Below are 16,465 nucleotides of genomic sequence, written 5' to 3' on the forward strand. Positions count from 1 at the left end.
TTAACAGCTTTTCGATCTTCTGGAGAGATCTGTAACCGAGGCTCAACTGACTTAGCAAGTTAGATTATTTACAATACCAACTTCCACTCAAAAATTTCCTTTGAGTTGCTGTCTTGTGTCTGATTCTTGAATAACTATGGCTCGATCGCGCAATTCAACTTAAATCAGCAACTGGGTCTGATTGTTATACGCACTTCCCAAGATGAAATTTGATACATTAATTTGTGATTCTTTCTAAGTATTTTCCACAGGTTTATGGTCAAATTGGCAATTCCCCATGAACAATTCCCAATTCCCAATTCCCCATGAACGATTCCCCATGAACGATTCCCAACTAGCGATTGACTTCCTCTTCCACAGAAACTGTCAACTTCTCCAAATCTGGAAGTTGAATTAATTCTTGTTCCTTTTGCTTAACCGAGAGGGGCATCATTACAGGCTGACGCTGCTCAATCCAACAACTAGCCAGAGGCAAAGTTTGTTCCAAATCTTCCAAAGGCCTCGGAATTACCATCACTGCATTTAACTCACCAATGCGTTCAGCTTCATACATTCCCGCTTCGACAGCCACAGCCACATCGGCGACTGCACCGCGAATAATTGCCGTGCACAAACCAGCCCCAATTTTTTCATAAGCTGCTAAGTGTACGTCTGCGGATTTGAGCATAGCATCGCAAGCTCCTACCATTGCTGGAAATCCTCGTGTTTCTAGCAAACCAACTGCTTGATTGCTCAGACGAGAATAACTGCCACTTTCAGATAGTTGAGTCAGGCGAAAACCGATGGGCAAAACTACCTCCAAATTAGCCAAAGGTCTAGCAATGACTAATTTAGAAACAAATTGACCAAACTGTTCCGCTGTCTGTGCTCCGGCTTCTACAGCCAAACGAACATCAGAAATTCTACCCCGGACGATCGCCGTACAGTGACCTGAACCGATTTTTTCATATCCTACTAGAATCACTCCAGCCGACTTCAGCATCATATCAGCAGTCCCAACAATTGCCGGAAAACTTTTGGTGGATACCAAACCCAAAGCTGTGTCTTTGAAGTATTCCTGGCGCTGAGATTGCGATTCGTTACTATGATTATTTGTGTGTCCGTTCATCTTCTATTACCCTTAGAAACTTCCCAAAATAGAAATTTGTTTATAGTTTTAGTGTGTCAGACGATCGGACAAATTACGTGAGCTACAAGACACATATTTCTGCTACAAGGCATTAAAAATTGCGGGGCGACCAATAATAATATGATATTACCTATTTATATTTCATGTTTCTGCTTTCAGCATAGCTGCATTTTGCCGAAAAAACGACTACTCCGAACCGCCAGAAAAAGTTTTACCGTTTTCCTCCGATCGATTGAAAGCTTGGCGGTGCGGAAACAGCGTTCCCAGCAGCCGATTGATGTGAGCTTGTCCGTACAAAATGGTTGGTATTTCTCCGGGTTGAGGAGGTTGCTCTGTGGGCGTTGATGGAGGGGATGCAGCCGTCTCCGGTGGCGTGAGAGGATTTGTTGGAGCAGTTTCTGGTGGTTCGACTGGTGGTTCTACAGGTGGTTCTACAGGTGGTTCGACTGGTGGTTCGACTGGTGGTTCGACAGGGGAGGTTTCTGGTTTTGATTGTGGTTTTGCTTCTGCGGTGATTTGGCGGCTATCATCTCCCATCAAAGAACCGGCGGCCAAAATTTGCCTTTGCTCAATACAAGGATTAATCAACGTAGTCCCCGCACCGATACAGGAATTTGCTCCGATCGCCCCCGAACCTACTACTAGCACCCCTGCGCCGAGAATCGCACCCGCTCCGATTTCCAGAGTACCTTGACGGGCGTGAAGAATTACTCCCATACCGATACAAGTACCGGCGGCGATCGAGATCCGGCTATCTGGATCTGCTTGAAGAATCACTCCAGGAGCGATCGCCACACCCTCATCAACAACCACATCGCCACTGATATAAACTTGAGAGTTGCTACTTAATTGCAGTGGCCGTAAATACATTCAACTTAACCATTTTAGATGTAGGATTTTAGGTTTATTAACAAGGATATTTTGGATGGTATTATTGATAGATAGAATGCCTAATTTTGAGAGAATGCCTAATTTTGAGCAATAATTATTGCTCTATCCTTCTAACTCTTTCAAATTTTACTTCAATTTCCTGGCGGTTCTCCCGTTAGCTTAGACAGCAACTAACGGGAAAAAAATGCTAATTACTAGCCAATTAAGGACGCTGAATAATCTCTTCCAACACCCGGCGCTTAGCCTTGGAATCAATTCCTAGCAAGCGGACGTAATCGCCTGTATGTTCTTTCAGACAGCTTTCCAGGGCAGAAATCACTTCCGATTCGCGATTGGAGGCGATCGGCGAGCAACTGTTCCAAGAACCTGTGCGGAAGCGGCGCGGGTCGGCGTGTTCGGTACCAATTTTGTATCCTTGGGAGAGCAGATTGCGGATTTGCTCGATCGTCTTGGCGCTCAACAGTGCGCTGCCTGTTGCAGTCGAATTTGCTTTGTATGATGCAGTCCCTGCTGGTTGAGCAGATTGAGCAACGGGACCATCTGGGCGCTGAATAATTTCTTCTACTACGCGGCGCTTAGCTTTGGGATCGATGCCGATTAAGCGGACGTATTCTCCTGGGTACTGTTGCATCACAGCTTGCAAAGCGGCGATCGCCTCAGATTCGTTCCGTGCTTGCACAGAAGCCCCACTTTGCCAAGAACTGGTGCGGAAGCGACGAGCATCAGCGTGCTCAGTCCCCACCTTGTAGCCTTGAGCTAGCAAGCTGCGAATAGTCCCAGCCAAATCCCCACTCAATTGACCATTGGACGCAGCAGCGCCATTCTGGTGAGCAGGTTGAGCAACTTTGCCATTAGATTGGCGAGTTGTCGCGCCATTAGAACCGTTAGAGCCATTGTCACCCGGTCTTTGGACAATTTCCTCAAGTACGCGGCGCTTGGCTTTGGTATCAATGCCGATCAAGCGGACGTATTCCCCTTGGTGTTCGCTCATACAAGCCGACAAAGCATTGATTACTTCAGATTCGCGGGTGGACGAGATGGGTCCGCAACTACGCCAAGAACCGGTGCGGAAGCGACGAGCATCAGCGTGTTCTGCTCCGACGCTGTATCCTTGAGCTAGCAGGTTGCGGACGCTATCGACTAGCGAATTGCTCAATTGAGTGGTCCCATGGGTAGAATAAGTGATTGGAGTCATGTCCGAATTTTTAGAAAGTTCATTGCGAATAGGTGCCAGACAAGCGATGTTGTCGGCACAGCGATAACCAGTTCTCAGAGCGTCGTTAACTCCGATGACGTGGGTAGCAAATTTAACGTCTGAATCTTGAACATCTGGCAAGCGATCGGCTTGCTGCTGATTGGTGATGACAGCTCCTGAAGGTATATACTTTCCTGCAGGAATCTCTACATCTTGAATTAGTACGTGCATCATTACAATGCAACCGTTTCCTACCCTGGCATTGAACACCGTAGAGCGAAAGCCGATAAAACAGTTATCGCCTACGTAGGCCGGGCCATGAATTAAACTCATGTGAGTCAGGGAAGTATTTTCCCCTACCCAAACGGAATAAGAGTTGCCATCGTCTCCTGTGACTCTGCCTTGTTCTAAACCATGAATTACCACTCCGTCTTGAATGTTGGTACTATTTCCGATATGGAAAGGAGTACCTTCATCGGCGCGGATAGATGTTCCTGGGGCAATCAGCACTTTAGAACCGACACGCACATCCCCAATAATGTTAGAAAAGGAATGTACATAGGCGGTTTCGTGAATTTTGGGCTCTGCCAAGTTTTTCGACCAAGGCGTCGGGGGAGCCGCAACACTGCGGGCTGCCATAAGTTAAGTTCTCCTGAACTGAAAAAAAAATGTTAGCTGTTAGCTGTTCACTGTTAACTGTTAACTGTTAACTGTTAGCTGTTCACTGTTCACCGTTCACTGTCAACTGCCAACTGTCAACTGTCAACTGCCAACTGTCAACTGTCAACTGCCAACTGCCAACTGTCAACTGTCAACTGCCAACTGTCAACTGTCAACTGCCAACTGCCAACTGTCAACTGTCAACTGCCAACTGTCAACTGCCAACTGTCAACTGTCAACTGTCAACTGCCAACTGTCAACTGTCAACTAGCGGTACGGGTCGTCTTTTTTACTGTAAATGAGGCGATTTTCTACATTGACAGTATCTATAATACCTACCACCAAAGCATCCAGCGGACGGTTTTCGCTTCCTGGTGCAATCCGGGCTGCGCTTCCCCTAGTTACTAAAACCCATTCATCTATACCAGCGCCCACACAGTCAGCGGCTACCTCATATCCGGGAACTGGCGAACCTTCTTCATTGATGAATTGCAGCAGCAGAAATTTCGATCCTCTGAGACTAGGCTCTTTTTGGGTACTGACAACTGTGCCGAGAACTTTTGCCATTTGCATTTTAGGTTACAGGTAGTTGGTAATTGGTAATTGTCAATTTTTCGATGTCATTAGTCTTTTTAGATTAGCCTTCCTCCATCATTTTTTTCGTCTTTTATAGTTATTTGTCTACTAATAACTAATGACTCATAACTAATGACTAATAACTAATGAGTAATGACTAATGACTAACAACCAATCTGCCATCTCCTACTCAATTAAAAATTAAAAATACTAAATCAAAATCTCTCAGGATTTTAAATTTTTCATTTTTAATTTTTAATTACCAAAAGCTCAATGAACGATCGCCTGTCTTAAGATCTATTGAGTGGGCGAATGCCACTCACGCCTTCGCGGAATTGTTCCACAGCTTCGGTGTAGCGAATGGGTAGTACATACTCCAAGTTTTCGTGAGGGCGGGCAATGATGTGGGTGGACATAACTTGTCCGCCGTTAACACGCTTGACGGATTCTACTCCAGCGGCCACTGAAGCTTGTACTTCCGAGACATCTCCTCTGACGATGACTGTAACCCGTGCGCTGCCGATTTTTTCGTACCCTACTAGGGTAACGCGGGCTGCTTTGACCATCGCGTCGGCTGCTTCTACAACTGCCGGGAAGCCTAAAGTTTCAATCATGCCAACTGCAATTGCCATTGTTTCTACTCCTGATTTAATATTGGGGGAACTAAACGATGTTTTTTTGACGGTTGCACTAATTTTTCACTGAACTAAGTTTCTGTGCGGTGAGAACTTAGTCGCCACGGAACTGTTCGACTGCTTCGGTATAGCGAATCGGCAAAACATATTCTAGGTTTTCGTGGGGACGGGCGATGATGTGGGTAGAGACAACTTCTCCGCCGTTGACCCGTTTGACGGATTCCACTCCTGCTGCTACTGAGGCTTGGACTTCCGACACGTTACCACGCACAATTACTGTGACGCGGGCGCTGCCGATTTTTTCATAGCCCACGAGGGTGACACGAGCAGCTTTGACCATAGCGTCGGCAGCTTCCACAACAGCGGGAAAACCTTTTGTCTCAATCATTCCCACGGCAATTGACATTTTTGAATCTCCTAAGCGAGAGTTAGTGGAATTACCGTTACAAATCTTTGACCAATTTTAAAAATTGGACGGGGGAGCCCAGATTATTTAGAAAAACGGTTTAAAGCTTCCTATCCTCTAAGAATAGGGTAAGCTGTGTACCTTGACAATATAAACCAACATCATAATGTTTAATAACAAAAATTAAAATATTTTATGATCCTTAAAATGATTTAATATTTTTTTAATAAACTTAACATAGTCAGGAGTAGATGCAGGTGGCAATTGGAGAGTCCGCTAAGTAAAAATACTTGTCAAGTAGAGTTCGCTTATGCGGTAAAAACTAATTTCTCAGTGATAGAATTCTCAGTTTGAGTTCTTTAAGGTATAGTTAACATTAGTGCAAAAAATTTTGCCAAAACTATACAATCACGTTTAGCCAAAATTCGAGGGTGCGATCGCTCGCGGATATTTTTTCATAAAGACAGCAGTAAAATCCAAATTTATCAGGATAAATTCATGAATCCATTGCTCCTCCAAACCTGTTGGTGGGTACCTTTATATGGCTTAATAGGCGCTATTTTAACTTTGCCTTGGTCTACGGGAACAATTCGCAAAACAGGGCCCAGACCAGCGGCTTATTTCAATTTGTTGATGACTGTGTTGGCTTTTATCCACGGGTCAGTGATTTTCAGAGAAACTTGGAATGAACCACCTCAACAATTGCTGCTAAACTGGGTGCAAGTAACAGACTTAAACCTATCTTTTGCCCTAGAAATCTCTACCGTAAGTGTGGGCGCAATGGAGTTGGTGGCATTTCTAAGTTTGCTAGCACAAATTTATGCTTTGGGCTACATGGAAAAAGACTGGGCGATGGCTCGATTTTTCGGGTTGCTGGGTTTTTTTGAAGCAGCAATTAGTGGCATTGCAATTAGCGATTCGCTGCTTCTAACTTACGCTTTGTTGGAAATGCTGACACTTTCAACTTACTTGCTAGTAGGATTTTGGTACGCTCAACCCCTGGTAGTCACCGCGGCTCGTGATGCGTTTTTAACCAAACGAGTGGGAGATGTACCCCTGCTGATGGGAGTAGTGACACTTTCTACTTTAGCAGGAAGTTTGAATTTTTCGGATTTAGAAACATGGGCAGAATCGGCAACTTTATCTCCTGTAGTTGGGAATTTATTAGGTTTGGCTTTAATTGCCGCACCTACGGCTAAGTGCGCTCAATTTCCCTTCCATTTGTGGCTAGACGAGGCGATGGAAGGGCCGAACCCAGCTTCAATTATGCGGAATACGGTAGTTGTGGGTGGTGGGGCTTATGTTTTGATTAAACTTCAGCCGGTTTTGGCGCTGTCGCCGATGACTGGTGCGGTGTTGGTGGTTTTGGGTGCGGTGACGGCGGTTGGGGCTTCTTTAGTGGCGATCGCCCAAATTGACCTCAAAAGAACATTCTCCCATTCCACGAGCGCTTCTTTAGGTTTGGTGTTTATCGCAGTGGGGTTAAATCAAGTTGACATTGCTTTGCTGTTACTGTTCGCACACTCGATTTCCAAGGCACTATTATTCATGAGCGCTGGGTCGATTATTTCGACCACCAACACTCAAGATTTAACAGAAATGGGTGGCTTATGGTCGAGAATGCCCGCCACGACTGCGGCTTTTGTAGTAGGCGCTGCGGGGATGGTAGCACTGTTGCCCCTAGGGAATTTTTGGGCAATGCGGCGCTGGCTGAATGGTTTTTGGACAGTACCTTTATGGTTGGTAGTTGTGCTGCTGTTAGTTAATTGTTTGACGGCGCTCAATTTAACTCGCGTATTTGGTTTGGTGTTTGTCGGAAAACCGCAGCCAAAAACTCACCGAACTCCAGAAGTCGGATGGCTAATGGCTGTGCCAATGGTAATTTTAACTGTTACGGGACTCTTAGTGCCTTGGATGTTGCAGCGGTGGCAATTATTAATTAGTTGGAGTGGACCTTGGGCTGAAACTGGAGATTTTGATAGTTTAAATTTGCTGTTGAAAACTTTGGATACACCGTTGTTGATGTTGTCTGGGTTTATTGGTTGTGCGATCGGGGTGGCTATTTATTGGTATGGGGTTATACCTAGGCCTGTGCGATTACCGATTCCGGCTTTGCAGGATTTGTTGGCTTACGATTTTTATATCGATCGCGTTTACCGTTTGACTGTGGTTTGGGCAGTTGATTCTATTTCTAAGATGAGTGCTTGGACTGACAGGTATGTGGTGGATGGCGTGGTGAATTTGTTTGGTTTTGCCACCATTTTCAGTGGCGAAGGTTTGAAGTATAGTGGTAATGGTCAGTCCCAGTTTTATGTGTTGACTATTGCTGGGGGAGTGGCTGTATTGCTGGCTTTGATAGTTTGGTTGTTTTAAACCGCAGATGAGAGCAGATGAGAGCAGATGAGAGCAGATGATTTTATTCTGGGTTTGTCTGCTTTTTATCCAATTTTACTCAAACTCGATCGGCCATAATTCTGCAACGGGAACTTCCCAACCAGGTAATAGTTCAGGAATTGAAATAATGTCTCCATCTCTCAATATAACTGGTTCGGTTGCGGGGCGGTAAATTGTGACTGTGCATTTGTCTGGATCGATTAATATTCCTACTTTTGCTCCGAGTTCGAGAAATGAGAGGATTTTTTCTCGCAGGGGTTTAATGCGATCGGACTGAGACTTTATTTCTACAACTAAATCGGGGACGAGTTCGGCAAAATACCTTTTACTTTGTTTGAGGCGCGAGGCTACCACAAAAGAAACATCAGGAACTCTCAGATCGGAATTCGGGAGAATAAACCCGCCACTAGATTCAAACACTCGTCCCAATTTGCGGGGTTTGACCCAGTTAAGCAAAAGTCTGCCAAACTCAAGTCCAATTTCGCTCGATACAATGTCTGATCCGCCCATAATGATAATCTTCCCGTCTACGAGTTCTAATTGGTAGTCTAGCTGTGCTTCGCAGAGTATACCTTGCAGTTGTTCCAAGTCGGCAACTGTGAGGCGGGTGGAAGGATAAGCCGATCGAACTTGCAAATCTTCCCGGTCTGTGAGACTTTCTGTAAGACTTGAGGTCATAGGATGGTTCCAAATACATCTGAACCTATGTTAACAAAAAAAATCAGCCGATCGCTTTTATCTTGTCTGGGTTTGCGCTAATCTTAAATATAGTTTTAAAAGTTGTAGTAAAGGAAAGTTTTAATTGATGCTTAGTGCTTTAATTTGGATACCAATATTGGGGGCGGCTCTGATTGGGTTTTGGCCTAGTGCGGTTAGTTCTAAAATTGTGCGGAATCTGGCCCTGGCGATGGCAGGTATAACTTTGATTTTATCGGTGATTCTAGCGGCTCAGTTTGATATAAATGCGAGTCAGTTGCAGTTTGCAGAATTTCTGCCTTGGATAGATGTTTTGGGATTGAACTACAATCTGGGTGTTGATGGTTTGTCTCTGCCTTTGGTGATTTTAAATGCTCTCCTGACTGGGGTGGCTATTTACAGTACAGATGAGTTTATTCGCAGACCTCGAATTTATTATTCTTTGATTTTGCTGATAATGGGTGGCGTGAATGGCGCTTTTTTAGCTCAAAATTTGCTGCTCTTTTTCCTGTTTTTTGAGGTGGAACTAATCCCCCTTTACCTGTTAATTGCGATTTGGGGAGGCGAACGTCGGGGTTATGCTGCTACTAAGTTTTTAATCTATACTGCGTTTGCTGGGATTGTGCTGCTGGCATCTTTCTTGGGGACGGTTTGGCTGAGTGGTGCTTCTAGTTTTGATATTGTTGGTGCTGTGGGTGCATCCCATTTGCAGGGTGCTTTACCTTTGCCTTTGGTGAGGCAAATTGTGTTACTGGCTGGGGTGTTATTGGCTTTTGGGATTAAGATGCCTTTAGTGCCTTTTCATACTTGGCTTCCTGATGCTCACGTAGAAGCTTCGACTCCGGTTTCGGTGTTGCTGGCTGGGGTGCTTTTGAAGTTGGGAACTTACGGGATGCTGCGATTTGGTTTGGGTTTGTTTCCTGATGCGTGGGCGGTGGCTGCACCTTGGTTGGCGAGTTGGGCGGTTGTCAGTGTGCTTTATGGGGCTAGTTGCGCGATCGCCCAAAAAGATATGAAGAAAATGGTAGCTTATAGTTCGATCGCTCACATGGGCTACATTCTGTTGGCTAGCGCTGCGGCTACTCCGGTGAGTATGTTGGGTACTGTTTTACAAATGGTAAGCCACGGCTTAATTTCGGCGCTACTGTTTTTAACCGTCGGTGTTGTTTACCGAAAATCAGGTAGCCGTAATTTAGATGTGCTGCGGGGTTTGTTTAATCCCGATCGAGGTTTGCCGATGATTGGTAGTTTAATGATTCTGGGAGTGATGGCTAGTGCGGGTATTCCAGGTTTGGCTGGATTTATTGCTGAATTTTTGGTATTTCGCGGTAGCTTGCAAGTGTTTCCGGTGCAAACTTTGCTGTGCATGATCGGCACTGGTTTGACTTCAGTTTATTTTTTAATTATGGTCAACCGTGCTTTTTTTGGTCGGCTTTCGGATTTGGTGGTGAGTTTACCACAAGTGCGTTGGGGCGATCGCATTCCTTCTTTGGTATTGGCTGTGATTATTCTGATTATGGGAGTACAGCCGGGAGTGATTTTGGCTTTGAGTGAGAAAACTGCGATCGCGATGGTATCTAATGTGCCAACGCAAGTTAAGGCGATCGCTCAAAACTTACCATAAAATATGACCTAGCTGTAGGGACACGGCAGGGGACATTGGTGTCAACTTAACGTCAAACCGATAGTCCGACAGGGGTTTAAACCCCTGTCTCAAAGCTAAAGTCCTCTAAAAGAGGACTAATGAGTTGAGATTCTTCTCTTCAGTCCTCTTTGAGAGGACTTTCGCTATTAGACAGGGGTTTCAACCCCTGGCGGACTTGATGAATGACTAACGGACTTGGCGGGCTGACAGCTTAAGTTGACACCAATGGGCAGGGGAGAATCCCGATTTTGTAAGGGCTCTCGCATTCCGGCAGATAAGTTATTGGTTAAAAGGAAGGATTTACTACGGTCATGCTTCGCCCCTACCGATATATTTGCAAATTCTGAATGCTCCCCACGGCAGTGTCCCTACTAGACCAAGAAATGCTATATCTGAAAAGCTTTTAGTCCATCATGAAAGGACTAAAGTTGTTACTACAAACATCTTTCTTCCTTCTTCCTTCTTCCTTCTTCCTTCATTTAAGGTTAAATTAAAATGACAAGTACCGTATTAAAACCATCTTCTCATCCTCTCTCAGCATACATTGACATCTTGGAATCAGGCAAAGCTTTACTACCTGATTCTGCGGAAAATTTAATAGAAGTTGTTGGAGTTCTCAAAAGTTATGGTATAGTTCTCGATGCCTATTCTCGGAATCTGAACTACATCGCTGAAGAACAGTTTTTAGTGCTTTTCCCATTTTTTAAATATTTCAATGGGGAAGTTACTCTGCCCAAATTGATGCGCTATTTGTGGCACGATCGCATAAATTTTGAGTATGCCGAATATTGCATGAAAACCATGCTTTGGCACGGCGGCGGTGGTTTGGATAGTTATTTAGATTCGCCGGAGTTTGATAATTTGGTCGAAAAGGCGATCGCAGCTAAATTGAAAGGCAACATTTTCATGCAGGGACTCCATAAAGCATTTCCTGATTTTTTGCCGGAACAAGTGCGGATGCTGGCTTACTACACCGGTTTAGGTCAGTTTTGGCGGGTAATGAGCGATTTGTTTATGGACCTATCTGATTCCTACGATCGAGGGGAAACTAAGTCTATTGCTGACGTAGTTGATTTTGTCAAAGCTGGGTTAGTGGCAGCCGCCAGTTTACCAATTACCTACAGCGTTAAGATTAACGGTCAAGTCTACGAGATCATTCCCCCAGAGGCTGGATTGACATTTTTAGCAGATGTAGCGATTCCCTATGTCGAGTCAATTTTCTTTCGGGGAACTGCATTTTTTGGAGTAGTTTCCTACAACGCTCAAGCTCATCAAATCCCGGAACAACAAAGAGACTTTAGCTATGGTGCTTTGTTTGCCGATCCTTTACCGATTGGCGGCGCGGGAATTCCGCCAACTCAATTGATGCAAGATATGCGGCATTTTTTGCCGGAGTATTTGCAAGAAATTTATCGCACTAGCTGTCGAGGCGAAGATGATGTGCGGGTGCAAATTTGTCAGAGTTTTCAAAAGTCAATGTTTTGCGTGACAACGGCTACTATTTTGGGTTTAGCGCCTCATCCGATGAATACATCTAATCCAGAGGAAAGAAAGGCTAATCGGGCTTATTTGGAAGGTTGGATGGATCGGTTTGGGAATTCTCGCTTAAATTGGGCTAATCAGCCAACTAACAGGGCTTGTCAGTTGTTTCCCGAACGGTAGTTAGTAATTAGACATCTCCCATAATTATTGTAGGGGCAATCCGACCCCTACTCCCCGCGATCGCCCCGGTTGAAAAAGGTGCGTCGCCTTCTGTAATACCTACAAATAAAGCTAGCATCTAGTTCCAGATTTCAGCATGACTGCACAGGTGACTCGTGGGAGATGTGTAGCAATACAGCAGATTCCACATTTATGAAGGACACCGCGCGATCGATCTATCCCCACGGTAGGGACACTCAAGCGAGCCCTTCTTCGTGTCAACTTAAGCATGAAAGCCTTGGTATCTCTCGTTCATAGCCAAGTCTAGATCCCCCTAAATCCCCCTTAAGAAGGGGGACTTTGATCGGACTCTTGTCCCCCCCTTCTTAAGGGGGGCTAGGGGGGATCTAGGGTTAATAGTCAAACAGCAGTCTGTGACAGGGTTTGACCTTAAGTTGACACGAATAAGGGCAAGGTGCCGTGTCCCTACTTCATAAACTCGGTTCAAACTTTAATTATTGAGGTTAAATCCAATAGCAATGTCTGTCAATTTGTCCAGTCAATTAGATACTAACGAATGATTAACTTTAGTCACTAAACCAGTGCCTAACCATCCAAGCAAACTTGATTGAGGAATAAAACAATGAGCGGTTACAGTTTATTTAGACAAATCACACCAACTGATTAAAGTGTTAATTTTCCTTTGCCGAGCATAGTCGCAAATCAGCGTACTCAAATCTCTGTAAAAAGTGCCGATGACAGCAAATTTAAACCTTTTTTACGGGTCAACAATCCTAGCAGCGTCGAGGTTGCAAGTGGTGACATTGCAACTACTAACCCCGTCACTTTTACCCCCATCGTAGGCGGTAATTTCACGGGGATTGTTAGCGACAAGACAGGGGCCGCTACTGCGCTAACAGCGTACACAGTCGAAGTTAATTTAGAGCCGAACGATCTTAACAACGCATCAAATGGTGATACTCCAGCCGTTAACCCCGGAACTTATTCAGGGTGGGTAGGTTCGATTGACACTGTTGACAACTACCGCATTGAAGAGCCGGGTCGGGGTAAGTTAACCGCAACTCTGGGAAATATAGATGGTAATATCACTGTAGAGTTATTAGACAGCAAAGGATTTAAAGTAGTAGGTTCTCCTTCTGTAAGTAACGATAATAAGCCTGACGCTAAATTGGAATTTGAGATACTTACACCGGGCGGAAGATATTTTTTGAACGTTAAGGACAAAGTTGTTGTAGCTGGTACTGGTGAAGGTCAGGGTAAGAATAACAGTAGCCAATACACTCTGAATTTGGCATTTGCTACTTCCACAACTCCAACACCTGTGGTCACAACTCCGACTCCTGTGGTCACGACTCCGACTCCTGTGGTCACGACTCCGACTCCTGTGGTCACAACTCCGACTCCTGTGGTCACAACACCGACTCCTGTGGTCACAACACCGACTCCTGTGGTCACAGCTCCAACACCTGTGGTCACACCTCCAACACCTGTGGTCACGACACCGACACCAACACCAACTCCAACACCAACTCCAACACCGACACCATCGCCAACACCAACACCAACGGCTGGTGGTACGCCTGTAACGATCGCGGCACCTGCAATCAATTCTTCCGGCCCTGGTACTCCTACTGGGCAACCAGCAAACACTGTTAGCGGTCAGTCTTACAACCTGTCAGACAATAATGACAATATTTTGGTGTCATCACTGCCCCCGGCTGCTGCTGGCAAACCAATCTTGGGGCTATCTGGCAACGACAATATTACCGGGACAAGCGGCTTTGATATCATTAACGGAATGCAAGGAGCCGATACAATTGACGGAGGGGCTGGCAACGACTCTTTGACCGGCGGTAAAGGATCGGATCAGATTGAAGGCGGTGCTGGTAATGACAACTTGTCCGGCAATAATGACAACGATACTCTCACCGGAGGAGATGGCAATGACACTATCACCGGTGGTAAAGAAAATGATGTCCTGATTGGTGGCTTAGGCGACGACATACTGAGTGGCGATCGCGGTCAAGACATCCTCACAGGTGGCGCTGGAAACGATACATTTATCTTAACTGGAGGGGCGGCGACGGCAGCCACCTTAGCAGAGGCAGATGTGATTACAGACTTTACTGTTGGGGACAAAATTGGTCTAACCGGCGGGAGTGTATTTGCTAGCCTCACCTTGGAAACTGTAAGTTTGAATCTGAATGGAGGAGCTGCTGTTAGTGCTACGGCAATTAAACTCGGCGGCTATTTGGGTATCGTTGTAGGGGTTGCCCCAAGCGAGCTTACGGCAAGTGTTTTTGTGCCAGCAGCATAGTTTCTGTAGCGTGGGCTTTGTGAGTCCTATTTGAGTGGAATTAAGTGCCGATCGCCTTTGAGTTTGACTTGGGGGCGATCGCGTTCTGTAAAACCTACAGATAAGGCTAGCATCTAGTTCCAGATTTCAGCTTTCTACCCATGAGAAAACTAACATGAGAAAACTAAGTTTATGGGGGCAACAACTGAGCCTAATTTTGGGGGGAATTATGGCGGGTGTTTTCCTGGGAGAATTAGGTCTTCATCTGGGGGGAATTAAAGGTCTGAAAAAGCCCCGTGAGCCTGTCTCTTTTGATACTTACAGATTAGACGATCCCGCTGGAGCTTGGTCATTGAATCCGGGCGCGTCTTTCGAGTGGCTGGGTGAAGGAGAGCGCTCCTTGATCCAAGCGAATAAAGATGGTTTACGCGATCGTGAACATACGAAGGAGAAACCACCAAAAACTTTTCGGATCGCGGTGGTGGGAGATTCCTTTGCCGAAGCTTTACAAGTGCCGATGGAAAATACTTTTTGGTGGAAAATGAGAAAGCAACTCAATAAAAAATGTAGTGCTTTAGGCGATCGCAAAGTTGAGGTAATTAATTTTGGGGTTCAGGGTTATGGGACGGCTCAAGAACTAATGACTCTGCGCCAGAAAGTCTGGAAATATTCTCCCGATTTGGTGATCTTAGCTTTTTTTTCGGGCAACGATATTATTAATAATTCAAAAAAGCTTGAATTTTATAAACGTCGGCCCTTTTTTTTATATAAAAATGGTGAATTAGTCCCAGATATGTCATGGCTGAAAATGTCACCGGAAGAACATGACTATTTAAAATTTTCCTCGGTTGATTATCTTCCCACTTGGTTCGTCAATAATTCACGCATTTTGCGGTTAGTCAGAAAAGTTGATTTAGATCATAAAAAACGTCTGCTTGATGCCACAGAAAAAGAACGATTCCCTAAGAACTTTCAAGAACCTATTGAGCCAGTATGGAAAGAGGCTTGGCAGGTGACAGAAGGATTAATTACACTAATAAATCAGGAAGTTAAGGTAAAAAAGGCAGATTTTATGGTTTTGATTGTTAGTACGGGATATCAAGTCCATCCAGATCCTATAGCTCGTCAAAGCTATATGAAACAATTTGGCATTAAGGACTTGTATTATCCTAATCACAGAATCAAATCCCTTGGCGATCGCCTCAATATTACGACATTGGATACAGTCCCGCGATTGCGAGAGTATGCAGAAAAAAATAAAACTTGTGTACAGGGCTTTCCCAATGCTCTGCCCTGTGAAGGTCATTGGAATAGCCAAGGCTATGAGCAAGTTGGTCAACTTATTGCAGAAAACTTATGCGATAAGTTCAAAGCAGAGCCTTAAGTTTGAATCTGATCCTATATCTAGATTCTGACTAAAAGACTCAGACCGTGAGAATCAGTTCCACAAGTTCCAAACAAGCTGTGAGTTTCTGCTAAATCTTTAACTAAAGCAGTTTGTTTGGGGCTTGGTTTCCAAGGATTTGGATTACCGTAGGCATAGTAGATTTCTACACCGTCAATGCCGAAACGAGCAGCTTCTGGGATTAATTTATCAGCGGTAGAACGATACCGACAGGGATGGGCCAGAACGGCTAAACCTCCTGCTTCATGAATAGCTTCAATTACCCTGATGGCTGGATACAAATAAGTTCCTTCTGTACCTTTACCTCCTAAGTAGGGTTGGAGACTGGAATGTTGCGGATCGAAGCCATAACCGAGAATATGTACATCGTTATTTAGTAATTCAGCATTAATTTCCACCCCTGTCCACAGAGTGGGTATGGTGCTATTGTTGTCGGGATGGTCTAATTTCCAATTATTCAACCAAATTTGAGCTTTTTCGTAGCCTTTGGTGCTGTGGTGGTCTGTAATAGCTAAGCCTTTGAGACCAAGGGCGATCGCTTTTTGGAGCAATTCCTCTGGCTGCAAGCGTCCATCCGAGTAGACTGTGTGCATATGGAAGTTATAGGAACCAGGACAGCTATGGGCATCAATTGTCTGGAAGACTTGTTTGAGTGCACATATATTCTGGGCTTCTGGTTTGAGAGTAGAACCGGGTGAGGGAGCGAGATTGACATTCATAAATGTTCCTATAAAAAAAACTAGCCTTGTTCAATATATCTAATAAATTGATATGTTGCACTTGTGGCGAGAGTGACACCGGGCGGGGCGAGTTTATGAAATTATTGATTTTCGGCAGAAATGGTTTGTAAAACCCGCCCGTACAGGTTTGTTGAG

Annotated in this window: 13 protein-coding genes; 5 read left to right on the top strand and 8 right to left on the bottom strand. The window is 44.9% G+C overall.

Annotated features, from left to right (window positions below):
• Positions 1-334: 334 nt before the first annotated feature.
• The 6 genes from ACBR23_RS01250 to ACBR23_RS01275 all read right to left on the bottom strand — a co-directional run bounded on the left by ACBR23_RS01250 (position 335) and on the right by ACBR23_RS01275 (position 5,492).
• A complete protein-coding gene (locus tag ACBR23_RS01250) occupies positions 335-1,108 on the bottom strand; it encodes a carbon dioxide-concentrating mechanism protein CcmK (protein WP_371118561.1) in 774 nt (257 codons plus the stop codon).
• Between the two features lie 207 nt (positions 1,109-1,315).
• Positions 1,316-1,999, bottom strand: coding sequence for a carbon dioxide concentrating mechanism protein (locus tag ACBR23_RS01255; protein WP_371118560.1), 684 nt, complete (start codon positions 1,997-1,999; stop codon positions 1,316-1,318).
• Between the two features lie 223 nt (positions 2,000-2,222).
• Complete coding sequence (locus tag ACBR23_RS01260; RefSeq protein ID WP_341737518.1) at positions 2,223-3,854, bottom strand: ribulose bisphosphate carboxylase small subunit; 1,632 nt, start codon at positions 3,852-3,854, stop codon at positions 2,223-2,225.
• 288 nt (positions 3,855-4,142) lie between these two features.
• Positions 4,143-4,448 carry a EutN/CcmL family microcompartment protein gene (locus ACBR23_RS01265; protein WP_341733803.1) on the bottom strand — a complete coding sequence of 102 codons (306 nt, stop codon included), beginning with the start codon at positions 4,446-4,448 and terminating at the stop codon, positions 4,143-4,145.
• A 293-nt stretch (positions 4,449-4,741) separates the two neighbouring features.
• Positions 4,742-5,083: a carbon dioxide-concentrating mechanism protein CcmK gene (locus ACBR23_RS01270; protein ID WP_006635058.1), complete on the bottom strand. Its 342-nt coding sequence runs from the start codon at positions 5,081-5,083 to the stop codon at positions 4,742-4,744.
• Positions 5,084-5,180: 97 nt separating this feature from the next.
• Positions 5,181-5,492, bottom strand: a complete 312-nt coding sequence (locus tag ACBR23_RS01275; RefSeq protein WP_096828468.1) for a carbon dioxide-concentrating mechanism protein CcmK — start codon at positions 5,490-5,492, stop codon at positions 5,181-5,183.
• A 498-nt stretch (positions 5,493-5,990) separates the two neighbouring features.
• Between ACBR23_RS01275 and ACBR23_RS01280 the strand changes: the two genes are divergently transcribed.
• Positions 5,991-7,865, top strand: coding sequence for an NAD(P)H-quinone oxidoreductase subunit F (locus ACBR23_RS01280; RefSeq protein ID WP_371117878.1), 1,875 nt, complete (start codon positions 5,991-5,993; stop codon positions 7,863-7,865).
• Positions 7,866-7,940: 75 nt separating this feature from the next.
• Here the strand turns inward: ACBR23_RS01280 and ACBR23_RS01285 are convergent, their stop codons facing one another.
• Positions 7,941-8,564 (bottom strand): Uma2 family endonuclease, encoded by a 624-nt coding sequence (locus tag ACBR23_RS01285; protein WP_371117880.1) that lies wholly within the window; start codon positions 8,562-8,564, stop codon positions 7,941-7,943.
• 127 nt (positions 8,565-8,691) lie between these two features.
• Here ACBR23_RS01285 and ACBR23_RS01290 point away from each other — a divergent pair, with 127 nt between their 5' ends.
• The 4 genes from ACBR23_RS01290 (at position 8,692) to ACBR23_RS01305 (ending at position 15,569) form a co-directional block, all read left to right on the top strand.
• Complete coding sequence (locus ACBR23_RS01290) at positions 8,692-10,206, top strand: NADH-quinone oxidoreductase subunit M (RefSeq protein ID WP_371118559.1); 1,515 nt, start codon at positions 8,692-8,694, stop codon at positions 10,204-10,206.
• A 516-nt stretch (positions 10,207-10,722) separates the two neighbouring features.
• Positions 10,723-11,889: a CO2 hydration protein gene (locus tag ACBR23_RS01295; protein ID WP_371118558.1), complete on the top strand. Its 1,167-nt coding sequence runs from the start codon at positions 10,723-10,725 to the stop codon at positions 11,887-11,889.
• A gap of 682 nt (positions 11,890-12,571) precedes the next feature.
• A complete protein-coding gene (locus tag ACBR23_RS01300; RefSeq protein WP_371118557.1) occupies positions 12,572-14,206 on the top strand; it encodes a calcium-binding protein in 1,635 nt (544 codons plus the stop codon).
• Positions 14,207-14,360: 154 nt separating this feature from the next.
• Positions 14,361-15,569, top strand: coding sequence for an SGNH/GDSL hydrolase family protein (locus ACBR23_RS01305; protein ID WP_371118556.1), 1,209 nt, complete (start codon positions 14,361-14,363; stop codon positions 15,567-15,569).
• Between the two features lie 20 nt (positions 15,570-15,589).
• Here the strand turns inward: ACBR23_RS01305 and ACBR23_RS01310 are convergent, their stop codons facing one another.
• Positions 15,590-16,309: a PHP domain-containing protein gene (locus tag ACBR23_RS01310; protein ID WP_341739255.1), complete on the bottom strand. Its 720-nt coding sequence runs from the start codon at positions 16,307-16,309 to the stop codon at positions 15,590-15,592.
• Between the last annotated feature and the right edge of the window lie 156 nt (positions 16,310-16,465).

Origin of the sequence: Microcoleus sp., from assembly GCF_041354475.1 — a bacterium.
Taxonomy (GTDB): Bacteria; Cyanobacteriota; Cyanobacteriia; order Cyanobacteriales; family Microcoleaceae; genus Microcoleus.